Source organism: Streptomyces sp. NPDC030245 (assembly GCF_055572995.1).
Genome location: NZ_JBVICF010000001.1, coordinates 451,968 through 469,876, shown reverse-complemented (window position 1 = coordinate 469,876; position 17,909 = coordinate 451,968). Strand labels below are relative to the sequence as shown.

Here is a 17,909-nt window from a genome sequence, read left to right as displayed (position 1 = left end):
GCCTCACTCGGTTGCCGGCGGAACAGCGCCTTCTCCTGGAGTGCCGTTCTGTTCCGGATCGACAGGCTCGGGATCGGTGGATTCGGCGGAGGTGGGCTGCCCGGCCGCGGCCGGTCCTTCGGGGTCCAGGAGGGCACAGACGACGCCGAGCAGCTGGTCCACGTCCACGGGTTTCGGTACGTAGTCGGTGGCGCCCTGGGCGATGGCCTTCTCGCGGTCCCCGGGCATGGCCTTGGCGGTGAGGGCGACGATCGGCAGACCCCGCCAGCGGGGGCTGCGACGGATCGCGGCCATGGTTTCGTAGCCGTCCATCTCCGGCATCATGATGTCCATCAGGACGATGTCGACGTCCGGATTGCGCTCCAGCGTCTCGATGCCCTCACGGCCGTTCTCCGCGTACAGGACGGGCATGCCGACGCGGCTCAGCACATGGGTGAGCGCGAAGACGTTGCGGATGTCGTCGTCGACGATGAGCACCCTGCGGCCCGGGAGTATGCGGCCCGCGTGCCCTTCCTTCCACTCCTCCAGCTTGGTGGGCGTGGGCCAGCTGTCGTCGGGTTCCAGGCTGGTGTGCGGCCGCAGCACGGCCTGTTCGACCGGCTCCGGCAGGTGCTCCGTGTGCGCCGCCGCGTACGCGATGGCGGCCGCGCCGTGGCCCGGGTGCACCACGGGGACGTACAGGGAGAAGGTCGAACCCTGGCCGGGGGCGCTCTCCGCGGTGATCCGGCCGCCGAGCAGGCCCGCGATCTCGCGGCTGATGGAGAGGCCGAGGCCGGTGCCGCCGTACTTGCGGTTGGTGGTGCCGTCGGCCTGCTGGAACGCCTCGAAGATCACCGGCAGTTGCTCGGGCGGAATGCCGATGCCGGTGTCCCTGACGGCGAAGCAGAGCAGGTCTTCGTTGTCGTGGACCAGCCGGTCGCGCGCGGTCTTCTTGACGCGGCTGACCCGCAGCTCGATGCTGCCGGCCGAGGTGAACTTCACCGCGTTCGACAGGAGGTTGCGCAGGATCTGCTGGAGGCGCTGCTCGTCGGAGAACATCTCGCGCGGCACGTCCTCGCCGACCGACACGTCGAAGGCGAGCCCGCGGTCGAGGGTGAGCGGGCGGAACGTCGCGTGGACGTAGTCGAGGACCTTGATGAGCGGGAGCTTCTTGGGGCGTACGTCCATCCGCCCCGCCTCGATCTTCGACAGGTCGAGGATGTCGTTGATGAGCTGGAGCAGGTCGGAGCCGGAGCGGTGGATGGTCGTCGCGAACTGCACCTCCTGGTCGGAGAGATGGTCGTCGGGGTTGTCCGAGAGCAGCCGCGCCAGGATCAGCAGGGAGTTGAGCGGAGTGCGCAGCTCGTGCGACATGTTCGCGAGGAACTCCGACTTGTACTGCGAACTCGTGGCGAGCAGCGCCGCCTTCTCCTCCAGCTCCGCGTTGGAGCGGCGCAACTCGGCCTGCTGGCGCTGGAGTTCGTCCGACCGCTCCTGGAGCTGGGTGGCCAGGCGCTGCGACTCGCCGAGCAGCGACTCCGTGCGGGAGTTGGCGATGATGGTGTTGATGGCGACGCCGATGGTATTCACGAACTGGTCGAAGAAGGCCAGGTGGACGTCGGAGAAGCGGGAGAACGTGGCCAGCTCGATCACGCCGAGCAGCTTGTCCTCGAAGAGGATCGGGATGATCACGACGGTGGCCGGGGCCGCGTCGCCGAGCCCCGAATGGATCTTGATGTAGTCCGGCGGGACCTCCTCGACGAGGATGCGCTTCTTCTCCAGCGCGGCCTGGCGCACCAGGCCCTGCGCGGGCATCCCGCCGGTGTCGACGACCGAGCCCTGTGCCGCGCCGTACCCCGCGATGAACGCGAGGCCCTTCGCGGTGACCTGGGTGGGCGCAGGGCTCTCCGCGGTGTCCGGATCGGCGAGGAAGAACGCGCCGTACTGCGCGTTCACCAGCGGGGTCAGCTCGCGCAGGATCAGGTCGGCGACCTCCATCAGGTCGCGGTGGCCCTGCATGAGGCCCGCGAGACGGGCGAGGTTGGACTCCAGCCAGTCCTTCGCGCGCGTGGTCTCGCGGAGGTTGTTCACCATCAGGTTGATGTTGTCCTTGAGGTCGGTGACCTCGCCGCGCGTCTCGACCGTGATGGCGCGGGTCATGTCGCCCTGGGCGACGGCGGAGGCGACCTCGGCGATGGCGCGGACCTGGGTGGTGAGGTTCAGCGCCAGCTCGTTCACGTTCGTCGTCAGGCGCTTCCACGTGCCGTACACGCCCTCGACCCGGGCCTGCCCGCCCAGCTGCCCCTCCGAGCCGACCTCGCGGGCCACACGGGTCACCTCGGAGGAGAACGAGGACAGCGTGTCCACCATGGTGTTGATGGTGGTCTTCAGCTCCAGGATCTCGCCGCGCGCGTCCACGTCGATCTTCTTGGAGAGGTCGCCCTGGGCCACGGCCGTCGCGACCTGCGCGATGTTGCGGACCTGGCCCGTGAGGTTGTCCGCCATGTAGTTGACGTTGTCCGTGAGGTCCTTCCACACCCCGGATACGCCGAGCACCTGCGCCCGGCCGCCGAGCCGGCCGTCCGTGCCGACCTCGCGGGCCACCCGGGTGACCTCGTCGGCGAAGGCGCGCAGCTGCTCCACCATGGTGTTGACGGTGTCCTTCAGCTCCAGGATCTCGCCGCGCGCCGTCACCGTGATCATCTTGGAGAGGTCGCCGTTGGCGACGGCGGTGGTGACCTGGGCGATGTTGCGGACCTGGGAGGTGAGGTTCGACGCCATGAAGTTGACGTTGTCGGTGAGGTCCTTCCAGACGCCGGAGACGCCCCGGACCTGGGCCTGACCGCCGAGGTTTCCTTCGGTGCCGACCTCGCGGGCGACGCGGGTGACCTCGTCGGCGAAGGCGGAGAGCTGGTCGACCATCGTGTTGATCGTCGACTTCAGTTCGAGGATCTCGCCCTTCGCCTCGACGGTGATCTTCTTGCCGAGATCGCCCTGGGCGACGGCCGTCGACACGAGCGCGATGTTCCGCACCTGGGAGGTGAGGTTGTCGGCCATGAAGTTGACGTTGTCGGTGAGGTCCTTCCAGACGCCGGAGACGCCCCGCACCTGGGCGCGCCCGCCCAGATTCCCCTCGGTGCCGACCTCGCGAGCGACACGGGTGACCTCGTCGGCGAAGGCGGAGAGCTGGTCCACCATCGTGTTCACCGTCGACTTCAGCTCCAGGATCTCGCCCCGGGCGTCGACGGTGATCTTCTGGCTCAGGTCGCCGTTGGCGACGGCGGTGGTGACCTGGGCGATGTTGCGGACCTGGGAGGTGAGGTTCGACGCCATGAAGTTGACGTTGTCGGTGAGGTCCTTCCAGACGCCGGAGACACCGCGCGCCTGTGCGCGGCCGCCCAACTGGCCCTCCGTGCCGACCTCGCGCGCCACACGGGTCACCTCGGCGGCGAACGCGGAGAGCTGCTCCACCATCGTGTTCACGGTCAGCTTCAGTTCGAGGAGCTCACCCGTGGCCTCCACGGTGACCGTGCGGGTCAGGTCGCCCTGCGCCACCGCCGTGGTGACGAGGGCGATGTCCCGCACCTGCGCGGTGAGCCGGGCCGCCATCGTGTTGACGGCCTCCGTCACGTCCCGCCAGCTGCCCGAGAGCCCCCGCACCTTGGCGCGCCCGCCGAGCCGCCCCTCCGTGCCCACCTCGCGGGCGACACGCGTGACTTCGCCCGTGAAGAGTGACAGCTGATCGACCATCGTGTTGACGGCACGCCCCAGACGGCGTAAATCGCCCCGCAGCTCCCGGGTGCCGTCGTGCAGGTCCACGCGCTGCGTCAGATCGCCGCCCGCGACCGCGTTCAGCACCCGGGTGGCGTTCGCCGCCGGCGCGACCAGCGCGTCCAGCAGCGTGTTGACCTCCGAGACACGCGCCGCCCAGCGGCCCTGTCCCGGGCTCGCGCCGAACCTCTCGTCCAGGCGGCCGTGGCGTATGATCTCGCGGCGCACGCGGACCAGTTCGCCGTCGAAGTGGAGCGAGCGGTCGAGCATTTCGTTGAAGACCGCGTACAGCTCGGCGGTGATGCCCTCGCCGACCGGTGCGACCTTGGTGAAGTCCCCGTCCCGTGCCGCGCGCATGGCGGCGAGCAGCGGACGCAGCTGACTGGTGACCGGTTCCGTGCCGGAGTCGGCCTTCTGCGCCGGAACGGGAAGCCGGTCCCGTCCGGACACAGGCATAGCACTGTTCTCACTCATAACGGCCCACTTCGGTGACTCGGTGCTTATGGGCGTGGCCAGTCTGTCACTCTGTCGGTGTCGCCTGAGGCGCATTCGCCCGAACTGCTCAGGAGCCGCACCGTGGGGTCCATTCCGATGCAACGGAAGAACGATTTCCGTGCCTCCGCCATGGACCCGGACGCCTCCGGGCCGCCGGCGGTGGTGCGCACCTCGCTGCCCGGGAACCCGCTGGCGCCCGCCGCCGCGCGCCGGTTCGTGCGGGCGGCGCTCGCCGACTGGACCGAGCTCGGCGTGCCCGCCGCCGCGGGCATCACCGACCGTCTGGCCGACGACTCCGTGCTGCTGGTCAGCGAATTGGTGACCAACGCCGTCGTGCACGCGGGCACCGCCGTCGAGCTGTTGTGCCGGCTCGACGAGGCGCTGCCCGACGAGAGCACGGAGGCCCTCGTCATCGAGGTCTCCGACCACCACCCCTCCCGCGCCGTCCGCAGCGACCAGGGCCCGCCGCCGTCCGTCGGCACGCCCGAGTACGGCCGCGGCCTTCAGCTTGTCGCGACCCTCTCCGGGTCCTGGGGCATCACCTACCGCACCGGCACCAAGACGGTCTGGGCCCGGTTGCCCGTCGAAGGCGTCAGGGCCGCCCACGAGATCGAGTCCTACGCGACAGAGCAGGCGCTCCAGCGCGGCCTGCGCGCCGCCGAGATCCTCGCGCCGCTGCCCAAGCGCACGTCGGACGACATGGAGTGGGTCAACAGAGGCGCGCTGACCTTCCTCGCCGAGGCGTCCGACCTGCTGGCCGGACAGTTCGACGAGGACATGGTGGCCGCCCTCGCCGGGCAGCTGCTCGTGCCGCGCCTCGCGGACTGGTGCGCGGTGTGGCTGGAGGACGCCTCGGAAGGGCCGGCGCGCGGGAGCATGGGGGCGCCGGGGGCGCGCCTCGCCCGCGTGTGGCACACCAGCGAGCACCGGATAGAGGAACTGCGCCGCGTTCTGGAGAAGGAGCCGCCGCGGCTGCCCGAGGCGGCGGGCTCGGGCGCGTTTCCCGTTCCTTGGCCGGGGGAGGGGCTGGTGGGCGGGGTCGGGGCGCCCGGTGCCTCTCATGGTTCCGAGGCGGGCGTCGCGGTGCCCGCCGTGTTCGACACCGGGGCGTCCAGCTCGTCCGGGGCGGCTCTGGCGTACCGGCTGACCGCGGGCGGGCGCGCGCTGGGCACGCTCCTCATCGGCCGGGCCGGTCTCGTCCGGTTCCCCGACGAGGTCACCGGCCTCGTCGAGGACTTCAGCCGCCGGGTCGCGCTCGCGATCAGCACGGCGCGGCGCTACCAGCGCCAGGCCAACATCAGCCAGGTGCTCCAGCGCGGGCTGCTCCCCAGCAAGGTCGCGGAGATCCCCGGCGTGGAGAGCGGCCTCGTCTACGAACCCCGGGACAAGGGCGGCCCCGGCGGCGACTTCTACGACGTGTTCCAGGCCGGTGACGGCCGCTGGTGCTTCGCGCTCGGCGACGTCCAGGGCAAGGGGCCGGAGGCGGCCGTCGTCATCGGGCTCGCCCGCCCCTGGCTGCGGCTCCTCGCCCGCGAGGGGTACCAGGTCGCGGAGGTCATGGACCGCCTCAACCAACTGCTCCTCGACGACGCGACCGAGGCGGCGGACGCGGCGGCGGCGGTCGTCGCGGTGGCGGGCGGGCAGGGCGTGCCGACCGACGGCCCCACCTCGCGCTTCCTCTCGCTCCTCTATGGAGAGCTCGTGCCGTACGAAGGGGGCGTACGCTGCACGATCGCGTGCGCCGGGCATCCGTTGCCGCTCCTTCTCTCCCCGGAGGGGGAGGTACGGGAGGCGGCCACCCCGCAGATGCTGCTCGGGGTCGTCGACGACGAGACGTACACGAGCGAGACCTTCGAGCTGCGGGCCGGCGAGACGCTGCTGTGCGTCACGGACGGAGTGACCGAGCGCCGCTCGGGGCGGCGCCAGTTCGACGACGGGAACGGGCTCGCTCAGGCGCTGGCCGGGTGCACGGGGCTCGACGCTCCGCTGGTGGCGGAGCGGATCCGCAGGCTCGTCCACGAGTTCTCGGAGCGGCCGCCGGACGACGACCTGGCGTTGCTGGTGCTTCGGGCCCAGTGACGGGCGGTGCGGGTGCGGTGGGCGGCCGTGGGCGGCACAGCGGTGTGGGGTCGCCTCGGGGTGCGGGACAATCGAAGGTATGCCTTCCGCACTGCCCGATGGTGAGCCCATGCCCGAGGACGGGGCGCTGCCCGCGTACGCCCTGGACGGCGCGGCCTCCCGCCCGCTCGGCTTCTACCTGCACGTCCCGTACTGCGCCACGCGCTGCGGCTACTGCGACTTCAACACGTACACCGCCACCGAGCTGCGCGGCTCCGGCGGCGTGCTCGCCTCCCGGGACAACTACGCGGACACCCTCGTCGACGAGGTGCGGCTCGCCCGGAAGGTCCTCGGGGACGACCCGCGGCCCGTGCGGACCGTGTTCGTCGGCGGTGGTACGCCGACGCTGCTCGCCGCCGGGGATCTCGTGCGGATGCTGGGCGCCGTGCGCGAGGAGTTCGGGCTCGCGGACGACGCCGAGATCACCACCGAGGCCAACCCGGAGTCCGTCGACGCGGCGTACCTGGGCGAGCTGCGCGATGGCGGGTTCAACCGGGTCTCCTTCGGCATGCAGAGCGCGAAGCAGCACGTCCTGAAGGTGCTCGACCGTACGCATACGCCCGGCCGGCCCGAGGCGTGCGTCGCCGAGGCGCGGGCGGCCGGGTTCGACCACGTGAACCTGGACCTGATCTACGGCACGCCGGGCGAGACGGACGACGACTGGCGGGCCTCCCTCGACGCGGCGATCGGGGCCGGGCCCGACCACGTGAGCGCGTACGCGCTGATCGTGGAGGAGGGGACGCAGCTGGCCCGGCGGATCCGGCGCGGCGAGGTGCCGATGACCGACGACGACGTCCACGCGGACCGGTACCTCATCGCCGACGAGATCCTGGGCGGTGCGGGCTTCGACTGGTACGAGGTGTCCAACTGGGCGACCTCCGAGGCCGGGCGGTGCCTGCACAACGAGCTGTACTGGCGCGGGGCCGACTGGTGGGGCGCCGGGCCGGGCGCGCACAGCCACGTGGGGGGCGTGCGGTGGTGGAACGTCAAGCACCCCGGGGCGTATGCGGCGGCGCTGGCCGGTGGGGGGTCGCCGGGGGCCGGGCGGGAGGTGCTCTCCGCCGAGGACCGGCGGGTGGAGCGGATCCTGCTGGAGCTGCGGCTGCGGGAGGGGTGTCCGTTGTCGCTGCTGCGGGAGGCGGGCCTCGCGGCGTCCGCGCGGGCGCGCGACGAGGGGCTCCTTGAGCCCGGACCCTACGACGACGGGCGGGCCGTGCTGACGCTCCGGGGGCGGTTGCTGGCCGACGCGGTGGTGCGGGACCTGGTCGACTAGGGACGTCCGGCACGGGCCTAGGCCCTGTCGTCACATTCCCGCCTGCCCGGCGGCGTCTGGCACGCCCTCCCCCAGGCCTGAAAGGCCAGGGGGGACCCCCATGCCGCGTTGCCGAAACGCCCACGTGGCTCCGCCACGAGGACGCTCCGGCGCCTTGCGATCGCACGCACCAGACGCCGCCGGGGCCGCCCTCCGGGCGGACGACGGGAATGTGACGACAGGACCTAGGGCAGGGTGACGAAGTCGATCAGTTCTTCCACCCGGCCCAGGAGCGGGGGCTCCAGGTCCTTGTAGGAGTGGACCGAGCCCAGGATGCGCTGCCATGCCGCGCCCGTGTTCTCCGGCCACCCCAGGGCCCTGCACACCCCCGTCTTCCAGTCCTGCCCGCGCGGCACGCGGGGCCACCCGGGGATGCCGACGGAGGCGGGCTTCACCGCCTCCCAGACGTCGATGTAGGGGTGGCCGACCACCAGGGCGTGCGCGCTGGTGACCTCCGCCGCGATGCGGGACTCCTTGGAGCCGGGGACCAGGTGGTCGACGAGGACGCCGAGGCGGGCGTCGGGGCCGGGGGCGAAGTCCGCGACGATCGCGGGGAGGTCGTCGATGCCTTCCAGGTACTCGACGACGACGCCCTCGATGCGCAGGTCGTCGCCCCAGACGCGTTCGACGAGTTCGGCGTCGTGACGGCCCTCCACGTAGATGCGTCCCGCGCGGGCGACCCTGGCCCGCGCCCCGGGGACGGCCACCGAACCGGAGGCGGTGCGGGAGGGACGTACGGGAGCAGGGGCCTGCGCGGGGCGGACCAGGGTGACCGGGCGGCCCTCCAGGAGGAAGCCGCGGGGCTCCATCGGGAACACGCGGTGCTTGCCGAAGCGGTCCTCCAGCGTCACCGTCGGGCCCTGCGCCGTCTTCTCGCAGCGGATCACCGCCCCGCAGAAACCGGTGCTCAGCTCCTCGACCACGAGGCCGGCGTCCGCCGCCACCTCCGGTACGGGCTTCGGCTTCTTCCAGGGAGGCGTGAGGTCGGCGGAGTACTGGCGCATTCCGGTGACGATAGGAAGAGCGGAGGGTGTTGCGGTCACGACACGCCGAAGCGGGCGGCCAATGTGGCGCGTTGCGCCCGGACAAATGCCGCATTCACCGTCGCGCCGTGCCCGGGGACGTACAGCGCGTCCTCGCCGCCCAGGTCGAGGAGTCGGTCCAGCGCCGCCGGCCAGTGGTTCGGCGCCGCGTCCGGGCCCGCCTGCGGTTCGCCCGACTCCTCGACGAGGTCGCCGCAGAAGACGACCTCCGGTCCGCCGTCGGTGCCGGGGACGAGGACCGCCAGGTCGTGGCCCGAGTGGCCGGGGCCGATGTTGGCGAGCAGCACCTGGAGGCCGCCCAGGTCGAGCGTCCACTCCCCGCACACCAGGTGGTGCGGGCGGATCAGGAGGTCGGCCGCCTCCGCCGCCGCGTCCGCGGCCAGGCCGTGGCGCACCGCGTCCTCGCGGAGCTCCTCGCGGCCCTCGGTGAGGACCGTGTCGATGCCCACCGCCCCGTACACCTCCACGCCCGCGAAGGCGGCACCGCCGAGGACGTGGTCGAAGTGCGGGTGGGTGAGTGCGAGGTGCGTCACTCTGCGGCCACCGCCGAGGATCCGCCGGGCCTGGGTCCGCAGGGCCGCGCCCTCCGCCAGACTCGACCCGGCCTCGACCATGAGGGCCGCGTCGTCCCCGACGACCAGCCCCGCCGTGCAGTCCCAGACGGGCAGGCGCCGCCGCCCCACGCGCGGTGCGAGCCGCTCCCAGCCCGCCGCTTCCCATGCCGGCGTCACGTTCATACGGTGACGCTATCCGCACGCGCGGTGTTCGGCAGCCGCTGTCTTGCCGGGGCCGTACCCGACGGCCGTACACTGGCCCAATTGAAAGGCTGGCACTCGCCCGCGGTGAGTGCCAGGCGGGGCTCACAGAGACAGCTGGAGGTGTGCGCGATGCTCAGTGAACGCAGGCTCGAAGTGCTGCGCGCCATCGTCCATGACTATGTGGGGACGGAGGAGCCCGTCGGTTCGAAGGCGCTCACCGAGCGGCACCGTCTGGGGGTCTCCCCGGCCACCGTCCGCAACGACATGGCGGCGCTGGAGGAGGAAGGGTTCATCGCCCAGCCCCACACCAGCGCGGGGCGCATCCCGACCGACAAGGGCTATCGGCTGTTCGTCGACAAGCTCGCCGGCGTCAAGCCGATGACCGCGCCCGAGCGCCGTGCCATCCAGAACTTCCTCGACGGCGCCGTGGACCTCGACGACGTCGTGGGGCGCACGGTGCGGCTGCTCGCGCAGCTGACCCGGCAGGTCGCCGTCGTGCAGTACCCGTCGCTCACCAGGTCGACGGTGCGGCACGTGGAGCTGCTCTCGCTCGCTCCGGCCCGGCTGATGCTCGTCCTGATCACGGACACGGGCCGGGTCGAGCAGCGCATGATCGACTGCCCGGCGCCGTTCGGCGAGACCGCGCTCGCGGACCTGCGGGCCAGGCTGAACAGCAGGGTCGCGGGGCGGCGGTTCGCGGATGTGCCACAGTTGGTGCAGGACCTGCCCGAGGCCTTCGAGACCGAGGACCGCGGCACGGTCGCGACGGTCCTCTCCACCCTCCTCGAAACGCTCGTGGAGGAGACCGAAGAACGGCTGATGATCGGCGGCACCGCCAATCTCACCCGCTTCGGACATGACTTTCCCCTCACCATCCGGCCCGTTCTCGAAGCCCTCGAGGAGCAGGTCGTGCTCCTCAAGTTGCTTGGTGAGGTGCAGGATTCGGGCATGGCCGTACGGATCGGTCACGAGAACGCCCATGAGGGGCTCAGCTCCACGTCCGTGGTCTCGGTCGGCTACGGTTCGGGAAGCGAGGCAGTCGCCAAACTCGGCGTGGTCGGACCGACCCGCATGGACTATCCGGGAACGATGGGAGCAGTACGCGCAGTGGCACGTTACGTCGGACAGATCCTGGCGGAGTCGTAAGTGGCCACGGACTACTACGCCGTACTCGGCGTGCGCCGCGACGCTTCCCAGGACGAGATCAAGAAGGCCTTCCGGAGGCTGGCGCGTGAGCTTCACCCGGATGTGAATCCGGACCCGAAGACTCAGGAGCGCTTCAAGGAGATCAACGCCGCGTACGAGGTGTTGTCGGACCCGCAGAAGAAGCAGGTCTACGACCTCGGCGGCGACCCCCTGTCCCAGGCGGGCGGCGGCACAGGCGCGGGCGGCTTCGGCGCCGGTGGCTTCGGCAACTTCTCCGACATCATGGACGCGTTCTTCGGGACGGCGTCGCAGCGTGGCCCGCGGTCGCGCACGCGCCGCGGCCAGGACGCCATGATCCGCCTGGAGATCGACCTCGAAGAGGCCGCCTTCGGGACCACCAAGGACATCCAGGTCGACACGGCTGTCGTCTGTACGACGTGCAGTGGTGAGGGTGCCGCGCCCGGTACCTCCGCACAGACCTGTGACATGTGCCGCGGTCGCGGTGAGGTGTCGCAGGTCACGCGGTCCTTCCTCGGCCAGGTCATGACCTCGCGGCCCTGCCCGCAGTGCCAGGGCTTCGGCACCGTCGTGCCGACGCCGTGCCCGGAGTGCGCCGGTGACGGCCGCATCCGGTCGCGCCGGACGCTGACCGTGAAGATCCCGGCCGGTGTCGACAACGGCACGCGGATCCAGCTCGCGGGCGAGGGCGAGGTCGGCCCCGGCGGCGGCCCCGCCGGCGACCTCTACGTCGAGATCCACGAGCTGCCGCACGCCGTCTTCCAGCGGCGCGGCGACGATCTGCACTGCACGGTGACGATCCCGATGACCGCGGCGGCCCTCGGCACGAAGGTGCCGCTGGAGACGCTGGACGGCCTGGAGGAGATCGACATCCGGCCCGGTACGCAGTCCGGGCAGTCCGTGCCGCTGCACGGGCGTGGCGTCACGCACCTGCGCGGTGGCGGCCGCGGTGACCTCATCGTGCACGTCGAGGTCCTCACGCCGACGAAGCTCGACCCCGAGCAGGAGCGGCTGCTGCGGGAGCTGGCGCAGCTGCGCGGGGAGGAACGGCCCACGGGGCAGTTCCAGCCGGGGCAGCAGGGGTTGTTCTCGCGGCTCAAGGATGCGTTCAACGGGCGGTAGCGCCTTGAGCGGTGTTCTTTGGCCCCCGGCGACGGGTTCCGTCGCCGGGGGCCTTTTTGTTCGGCTGCGGGTTCGTGGGGGCTGGTCGCGCAGTTCCCCGCGCCCCTTGAAGGCCCGTCCCGGGCCCCTTCAGGGGCGCGGGGAACTGCGCGAGCGAGCCGCGACGGCCGGTAGACGCCGACGGGGGAGCGTGGGCAGACGGGGCGGCGCACGCCCGGTGCGGGGTGCGCGATTCGGTCCGGGTCACAGAGCGTGGCACGATGCGTGCATGTCCTCCGCACTGACCGATCTCTGCCGCCACCCGATCGTGCAGGCCCCCATGGCGGGCGGCGCCTCGGGGCCGCAGCTGGCCGCGGCCGTCGCCGAGGCCGGCGGGCTCGGGTTCCTCGCCGCCGGGTACAAGACGGCCGACGGGATGTACCAGGAGATCAAACAGGTGCGGGGGCTGACCTCGCGTCCCTTCGGCGTCAATCTGTTCATGCCGCAGCCCGACACCGCGGACCCCGCCGCCGTCGAGGTGTACCGCAACCAGCTCGCCGGCGAGGCCACCTGGTACGAGACGGAGCTCGGCGACCCGGACAGCGGGCGGGACGACGGGTACGACGCCAAGCTCGCGATCCTCCTCGACGACCCGGTGCCGGTCGTCTCCTTCACTTTCGGGTGCCCCACCCGCGACGTCCTGGACGCCTTCGCGCGCGTCGGCACGGTGACCGTCGTCACCGTCACCACGGCCGAGGAGGCCCAGACCGCGCAGTGGGCCGGTGCCGACGCCGTGTGCGTGCAGGGCGTCGAGGCGGGCGGCCACCAGGGCACGCACAAGGACAACCCCGAGACCGACGGCTGCGGGATCGGGCTGCTCTCCCTCATCACCCAGGTCCGCGAGACCGCGCAGATCCCGATCGTCGCGGCCGGCGGCCTGATGCGGGGCGCGCAGATCGCCGCAGTGCTCGCGGCGGGCGCGGACGCCGCGCAGCTCGGCACGGCGTTCCTGGTCACCCCCGAGTCGGGCGCCAACGCCCTGCACAAGCAGGCCATGACCAACCCGCTGTTCGTACGGACCGAGCTGACCCGGGCGTTCTCCGGGCGCCCCGCGCGCGGCCTCGTCAACCGCTTCATGCGCGAGCACGGCCCCTACGCCCCCGCCGCCTACCCCCAGGTCCACCACCTCACCAGCGGGCTGCGCAAGGCCGCGGCGAAGGCCGGTGACGCGCAGGCCATGGCGCTCTGGGCCGGGCAGGGCCACCGGCTCGCCCGGGAGCTGCCCGCCGGGCAGCTCGTGGAGGTCCTCGTCGCCGAACTGGCCGAGGCCAAGGCCTCGTTGACGGCCGAGGGCGCCGCGTGACCGCCCCCGTCTTCGTCGTCGAGGACTTCACCGCGGGCGCCGACGGACAGTACGTACTGGACGGGCCCGAGGGGCGGCACGCCGTCTCCGTGAAGCGGCTGCACGCCGGTGAGGACGTCGTCCTGACCGACGGCGCCGGACGGTGGGCCCAGTGCGTGGTCCTCGGCACCGAGGGCAAGGACCGGCTCGTCGTGCGGATGGACACCGTGGCCGAGGAGCCCGAGGAGTCGCCCCGCATCACCGTCGTGCAGGCGCTGCCCAAGGGCGACCGCGGCGAGCTGGCCGTGGAGACCATGACGGAGACCGGCGTCGACGCCGTCGTGCCGTGGACGGCGTCCCGCTGCATCACCCAGTGGAAGGGCGAGCGCGGTCTCAAGGCCCTCGCCAAGTGGCGGGCCACGGCGCGCGAGGCTGGCAAGCAGTCGCGCCGCGTCCGCTTCCCCGAGGTCGCCGACGCCGCGTCGACCAAGCAGGTCGCGGCGCTCCTCGCCGGCGCCGACCTCGCGGCCGTCCTGCACGAGGAGGGCAGCGAACCGCTGGCCACCGCCGAGCTCCCGGCGGCCGGGCACATCGTGCTGGTGGTCGGCCCCGAAGGGGGCGTGTCCCCGGACGAGCTGGCGGCGTTCGCCGAGGCCGGCGCCAAGCCCTATCGCCTGGGGCGCAGCGTCCTGCGCACCTCGACCGCGGGGACCGCGGCGACGGCGCTGCTCCTCGGGCGTACGGGGCGCTGGTCCTGACCGCACCCCGGGGGCGCCCCCGGGGTTGAGCCGTTTCCGGTCGACATGTCTCGCGGTCCCGAGGGGACGGATGGCCGCAAGGGGCCTACCGCACCGGCGTACGCGGTGGCACTCTGCCGCCCATGGGGGCATTGAGACGGTTACGCGGCCGGGTGGCGGGCAAGCGGCGTCCGACGATCCTGTACGCCGTCGGGCTCGCCGGGGCCGCCGCGCTCGGCGTCACCGCGTGCGATCCGGTGGACGGCGGGATGAACACCTCCGCGGTCGCGCTCACCACCGACGAGATGGGCACCAAGGAGCTGGAGCGGCAGAAGGCCGACGTGGCGTGGCTCAGCTGTACCGCCAGCTTCGACGACAAGGTCACTCCGCGCGGCAGGTCCGCGTCGGCGGACGCGGTGGTCGACGTGGACTGCCAGGGCGAGACCGACGACGGCAAGGACATCGGCATCAAGGGCAAGGTGCACTCCGTCGCCGACGGCCGCTGCGTACGCGGCGACCTCACCGCCAAGGTCGACGGCAAGCAGTGGTTCCGCGTCGACGTGCTGGGCAACTGCGGTGCGGACGACGGCAATGGCGACGGTGACGGCCGGCCCTCCGATCCGCCCGATTCCCACGAGCCGCCGCCCTCCCACGACCCGCCCGACCCCGCACCCACCGCCACCGTCACCGTGACGGTCACCCCGGACCCGCCGCCCCATCCGACCTGCACCTGCCTGCCCGGCAAGTGATCCGCCCTCTGTCGGCCCGCCGGGACCCTGCCTAGGCTGGTCGGCGTGACAGAGGCAGCGCACTTCGCGTATCTCCGGTTCCCGCACATCCACGGCGAGTTGATCGCCTTCACGGCCGAGGACGACGTCTGGGTCGCACCCCTCGACGGGGGCCGCGCCTGGCGGGTCAGCGCCGACAACGTACCCGTGAACCACCCGAGGATCTCCCCGGACGGCACGACCGTCGCCTGGACCTCCCGCCGCGACGGTGCCCCGGAGGTGCACATCGCGCCGGTCGAGGGCGGGCCCTCCAAAAGGCTGACGTACTGGGGGAGTTGGCAGACCGCCATGTGCGGCTGGACCCCCGACGGACAGGTCCTCGCCGTCAGCGCGGCGGGGCAGGCCTCCCCGCGGCGCAGCTGGGCACGGGCCGTGCCGCTCGACGGCGGACCCGCCACCACCCTGCCGTACGGCATCGTCGGCGACGTCGCGCACGGCCCCGACGGGCAGGTCCTGCTGCTCTCCGCCCCGATGGGCCACGAGGCCGCCCGGTGGAAGCGGTACCGGGGCGGCACCGCGGGCAAGCTGTGGATACGGCGGCCCGCCGGGAACGACGAGGCCGCGGAACCGTTCGTCCGCGTCCACGAAGAACTCGACGGGAACATCGAGTACCCGCTCTGGGTCGGCGACCGCATCGCCTTCCTCTGCGACCACGAAGGCGTCGGCGCCCTCTACTCCTCGCTGCCCGACGGTACCGACCTGCGGCGCCACACCCCGGTCGAGAGCGGCTTCTACGCACGGCACGCCGCCACCGACGGCACCCGCGTCGTTTACATGTCCGCCGGTGAGCTGTGGCTCCTCGACGACCTGGCGGACGCCGAGCCGCGCCGCGTCGGCCTCCGCCTCGGCGGGCAGCGCACCGACCTGCAACCGCACCCCGTCTCCGCCGCCCGCTGGTTCGGTGCCGCCGCGCCCGACCACACCGGGCGCGGCAGCGCCGTCTCCGTGCGCGGCTCCGTGCACTGGGTCACGCACCGCGAGGGGCCCGCCCGCGCGCTTGCCGCCGAGCCCGGGGTGCGCGCCCGGCTGCCCCGCACCTTCCGCGTGCAGGGCGAGGAGCACGTGGTGTGGGTGACCGACGCGGAGGGCGACGAGGCCCTCGAATTCGCGCCGGCCACCGGCCCCGCGCCCGGCACCACCCCGCGCAGGCTCGCCGCCGGACAGCTCGGCCGGGTCCTCGGGCTCGCCGTGGCGCCGGACGGCTCCCGGGCCGCCGTCGCCTCGCACGACGGCCGGGTGCTGCTCGTCGAGCGGGAGAGCGGCGAGGTCCGCGAGGTCGACCGGAGCGCCGACGGCGAGGTCACCGGGCTCGTCTTCTCGCCCGACTCCGCCTGGCTCGCCTGGTCGCATCCCGGGCCGAGCCCGCTGCGCCAGCTGAAGCTCGCCAACACCGCGGACCTGTCGGTCGCCGAGGCGACCCCGCTGCGCTTCCGCGACTGGGCGCCCGCGTTCACCCTCGACGGCAAGCACCTCGCCTTTCTCTCCGCGCGCGCCTTCGACCCGGTCTACGACGAGCACGTCTTCGACCTCGCCTTCGTCGGCGGCTCCCGGCCGCACCTGCTCACGCTCGCCGCGACCACGCCGTCCCCCTTCGGGCCGCAGCGGCACGGCAGGCCCTTCGAGGCGCAGGACGGCGCCGAGACACCGGACAGCGAGGGCGCCCCCGTCACCCGTATCGACTTCGACGGGCTCGCCGACCGCATCGTGCCGTTCCCCGTCGAGGCGGCCCGCTGCACCACGCTGCGGGCCGCCAAGGACGGGCTGCTCTGGCTGCGCCACCCGGTGCGCGGCGTGCTCGGCGCCTCCCGCGCCACCCCGCACGACCCCGACCCGAAGACGGAGCTGGAGCGGTACGACCTCGTACAGCACCGGGTGGAGACACTGGCCGCGGACGCCGACCACTTCGCGGTCACCGGCGACGGCAAGCGGGTCCTGCTGTGGACCGACGGCAAGCTGAAGGTGGTGCCGAGCGACCGGCGCGCCTCCGGCGACGAGGACAGCGACTCGAACATCACCGTCGACCTCTCCCGCGTCCGGTACACCGTCGACCCGGCCGCCGAGTGGCGGCAGATGTACGAGGAGGCGGGCCGCCTCGTGCGGGACAACTTCTGGCGGGCCGACATGGGCGGCGTCGACTGGGCCGCGGTCCTGGACCGCTACCGCCCGGTGCTCGCCCGCGTCGCCACCCACGACGACCTCGTCGACCTGCTGTGGGAGGTGCACGGCGAACTGGGCACCTCGCACGCGTACGTGGCCTCCGGCGGCGGGGGCGGCGGGCACCGCCAAGGGCTCCTCGGCGCGGACCTCTCGCGCGGCGCGGACGGCCTGTGGCGCATCGACCGCATCCTGCCCTCGGAGTCCTCCGACCCTGCCGCCCGGTCCCCGCTCGCCGCGCCCGGCGTCGCGGCCCGCCCCGGCGACGCGGTCATCGAGGTCAACGGCCGTCCCGTCGACCCGGTCACGGGCCCCGGGCCGCTGCTCGTGGGCACCGCGGGCAAGCCGGTCGAGCTGACCGTCTCGCCGTCCGGCGGCGGCGACCCGCGGTACGCCGTCGTGATCCCCGTCGACGACGAGGAGCCGCTGCGCTACCACGCCTGGGTCGCCGACCGGCGGGCGTACGTCCACGAGCGCTCGGACGGCCGCCTCGGCTACCTCCACGTGCCCGACATGCAGGCGCCCGGCTGGGCACAGATCCACCGTGACCTGCGCGTCGAGGTCGCCCGCGAGGGCCTGGTCGTGGACGTGCGGGAGAACCGCGGCGGGCACACCTCGCAGCTCGTCGTGGAGAAGCTGGCGCGCCGGGTCGTCGGCTGGGACCTGCCGCGCGGCTCGCGCCCGCTCAGCTATCCGGTGGACGCGCCGCGCGGCCCCGTCGTCGCCGTCGCCAACGAGTTCTCCGGTTCGGACGGGGACATCGTCAACGCCGCGATCAGGGCGCTCGGCATCGGGCCCGTGGTGGGCACGCGCACCTGGGGCGGCGTCGTCGGCATCGACAGCCGCTACCACCTGGTCGACGGGACGCTGGTGACGCAGCCGAAGTACGCGTTCTGGCTGGAGGGCCACGAGTGGGGCGTCGAGAACCACGGGGTCGACCCGGACGTGGAGGTCGTCACCACCCCCGACGACCATGTGGCGGGCCGTGACCCGCAGTTGGACGAGGCGGTCCGCATCGCGCTGGCCGCGCTGGAGGAGCACCCGGCGAAGTCGCCGCCGCCCCTGCCCGGCGCGGAGTGACCCGGCCGGACCCCCGGCCCCCGGCCCCTTGACACGGCGGCCGATAGCATGCCGAACGTACTGATCT

Annotated in this window: 11 protein-coding genes; 8 read left to right on the top strand and 3 right to left on the bottom strand. The window is 72.6% G+C overall.

Annotated features, from left to right (window positions below; all coding sequences use genetic code 11):
* Window positions 1–3: 3 nt before the first annotated feature.
* Window positions 4–4,107: a HAMP domain-containing protein gene (locus ACZ4Z4_RS02075; RefSeq protein ID WP_468322063.1), complete on the bottom strand. Its 4,104-nt coding sequence runs from the start codon at window positions 4,105–4,107 to the stop codon at window positions 4–6.
* A gap of 267 nt (window positions 4,108–4,374) precedes the next feature.
* On the opposite strand from ACZ4Z4_RS02075, the gene ACZ4Z4_RS02070 reads away from it, so the two are divergent.
* Both ACZ4Z4_RS02070 and hemW read left to right on the top strand, forming a co-directional pair.
* Window positions 4,375–6,324, top strand: coding sequence for a SpoIIE family protein phosphatase (locus tag ACZ4Z4_RS02070; protein ID WP_468322060.1), 1,950 nt, complete (start codon window positions 4,375–4,377; stop codon window positions 6,322–6,324).
* A 79-nt stretch (window positions 6,325–6,403) separates the two neighbouring features.
* On the top strand, window positions 6,404–7,636 hold the full coding sequence (gene hemW / locus ACZ4Z4_RS02065) for a radical SAM family heme chaperone HemW (protein WP_468320919.1): 1,233 nt from the start codon (window positions 6,404–6,406) through the stop codon (window positions 7,634–7,636).
* A 224-nt stretch (window positions 7,637–7,860) separates the two neighbouring features.
* On the opposite strand, the gene ACZ4Z4_RS02060 is transcribed toward hemW, so the two are convergent.
* Window positions 7,861–8,679: a DUF3097 domain-containing protein gene (locus ACZ4Z4_RS02060; protein ID WP_468320916.1), complete on the bottom strand. Its 819-nt coding sequence runs from the start codon at window positions 8,677–8,679 to the stop codon at window positions 7,861–7,863.
* A 35-nt stretch (window positions 8,680–8,714) separates the two neighbouring features.
* Window positions 8,715–9,449: an MBL fold metallo-hydrolase gene (locus ACZ4Z4_RS02055; protein WP_468322057.1), complete on the bottom strand. Its 735-nt coding sequence runs from the start codon at window positions 9,447–9,449 to the stop codon at window positions 8,715–8,717.
* Window positions 9,450–9,605: 156 nt separating this feature from the next.
* Between ACZ4Z4_RS02055 and hrcA the strand changes: the two genes are divergently transcribed.
* The 6 genes from hrcA (at window position 9,606) to ACZ4Z4_RS02025 (ending at window position 17,842) form a co-directional block, all read left to right on the top strand.
* A complete protein-coding gene (gene hrcA / locus ACZ4Z4_RS02050) occupies window positions 9,606–10,622 on the top strand; it encodes a heat-inducible transcriptional repressor HrcA (protein WP_468320914.1) in 1,017 nt (338 codons plus the stop codon).
* The gene (dnaJ, locus tag ACZ4Z4_RS02045) at window positions 10,623–11,762 is read left to right on the top strand and encodes a molecular chaperone DnaJ (protein WP_468320911.1); all 1,140 of its coding nucleotides are present in this window, start codon (window positions 10,623–10,625) and stop codon (window positions 11,760–11,762) included.
* Between the two features lie 268 nt (window positions 11,763–12,030).
* Window positions 12,031–13,104: a nitronate monooxygenase gene (locus ACZ4Z4_RS02040; RefSeq protein ID WP_468320908.1), complete on the top strand. Its 1,074-nt coding sequence runs from the start codon at window positions 12,031–12,033 to the stop codon at window positions 13,102–13,104.
* On the top strand, window positions 13,101–13,841 hold the full coding sequence (locus tag ACZ4Z4_RS02035; RefSeq protein ID WP_468320905.1) for a 16S rRNA (uracil(1498)-N(3))-methyltransferase: 741 nt from the start codon (window positions 13,101–13,103) through the stop codon (window positions 13,839–13,841). Before ACZ4Z4_RS02040 ends, ACZ4Z4_RS02035 begins: the two co-directional genes overlap by 4 nt.
* A gap of 122 nt (window positions 13,842–13,963) precedes the next feature.
* Entirely contained in the window at window positions 13,964–14,569 is a 606-nt protein-coding gene (locus ACZ4Z4_RS02030; protein ID WP_468320903.1) for a hypothetical protein, read from the top strand.
* Window positions 14,570–14,614: 45 nt separating this feature from the next.
* Window positions 14,615–17,842: a S41 family peptidase gene (locus ACZ4Z4_RS02025; protein ID WP_468320900.1), complete on the top strand. Its 3,228-nt coding sequence runs from the start codon at window positions 14,615–14,617 to the stop codon at window positions 17,840–17,842.
* Window positions 17,843–17,909: the final 67 nt, after the last annotated feature.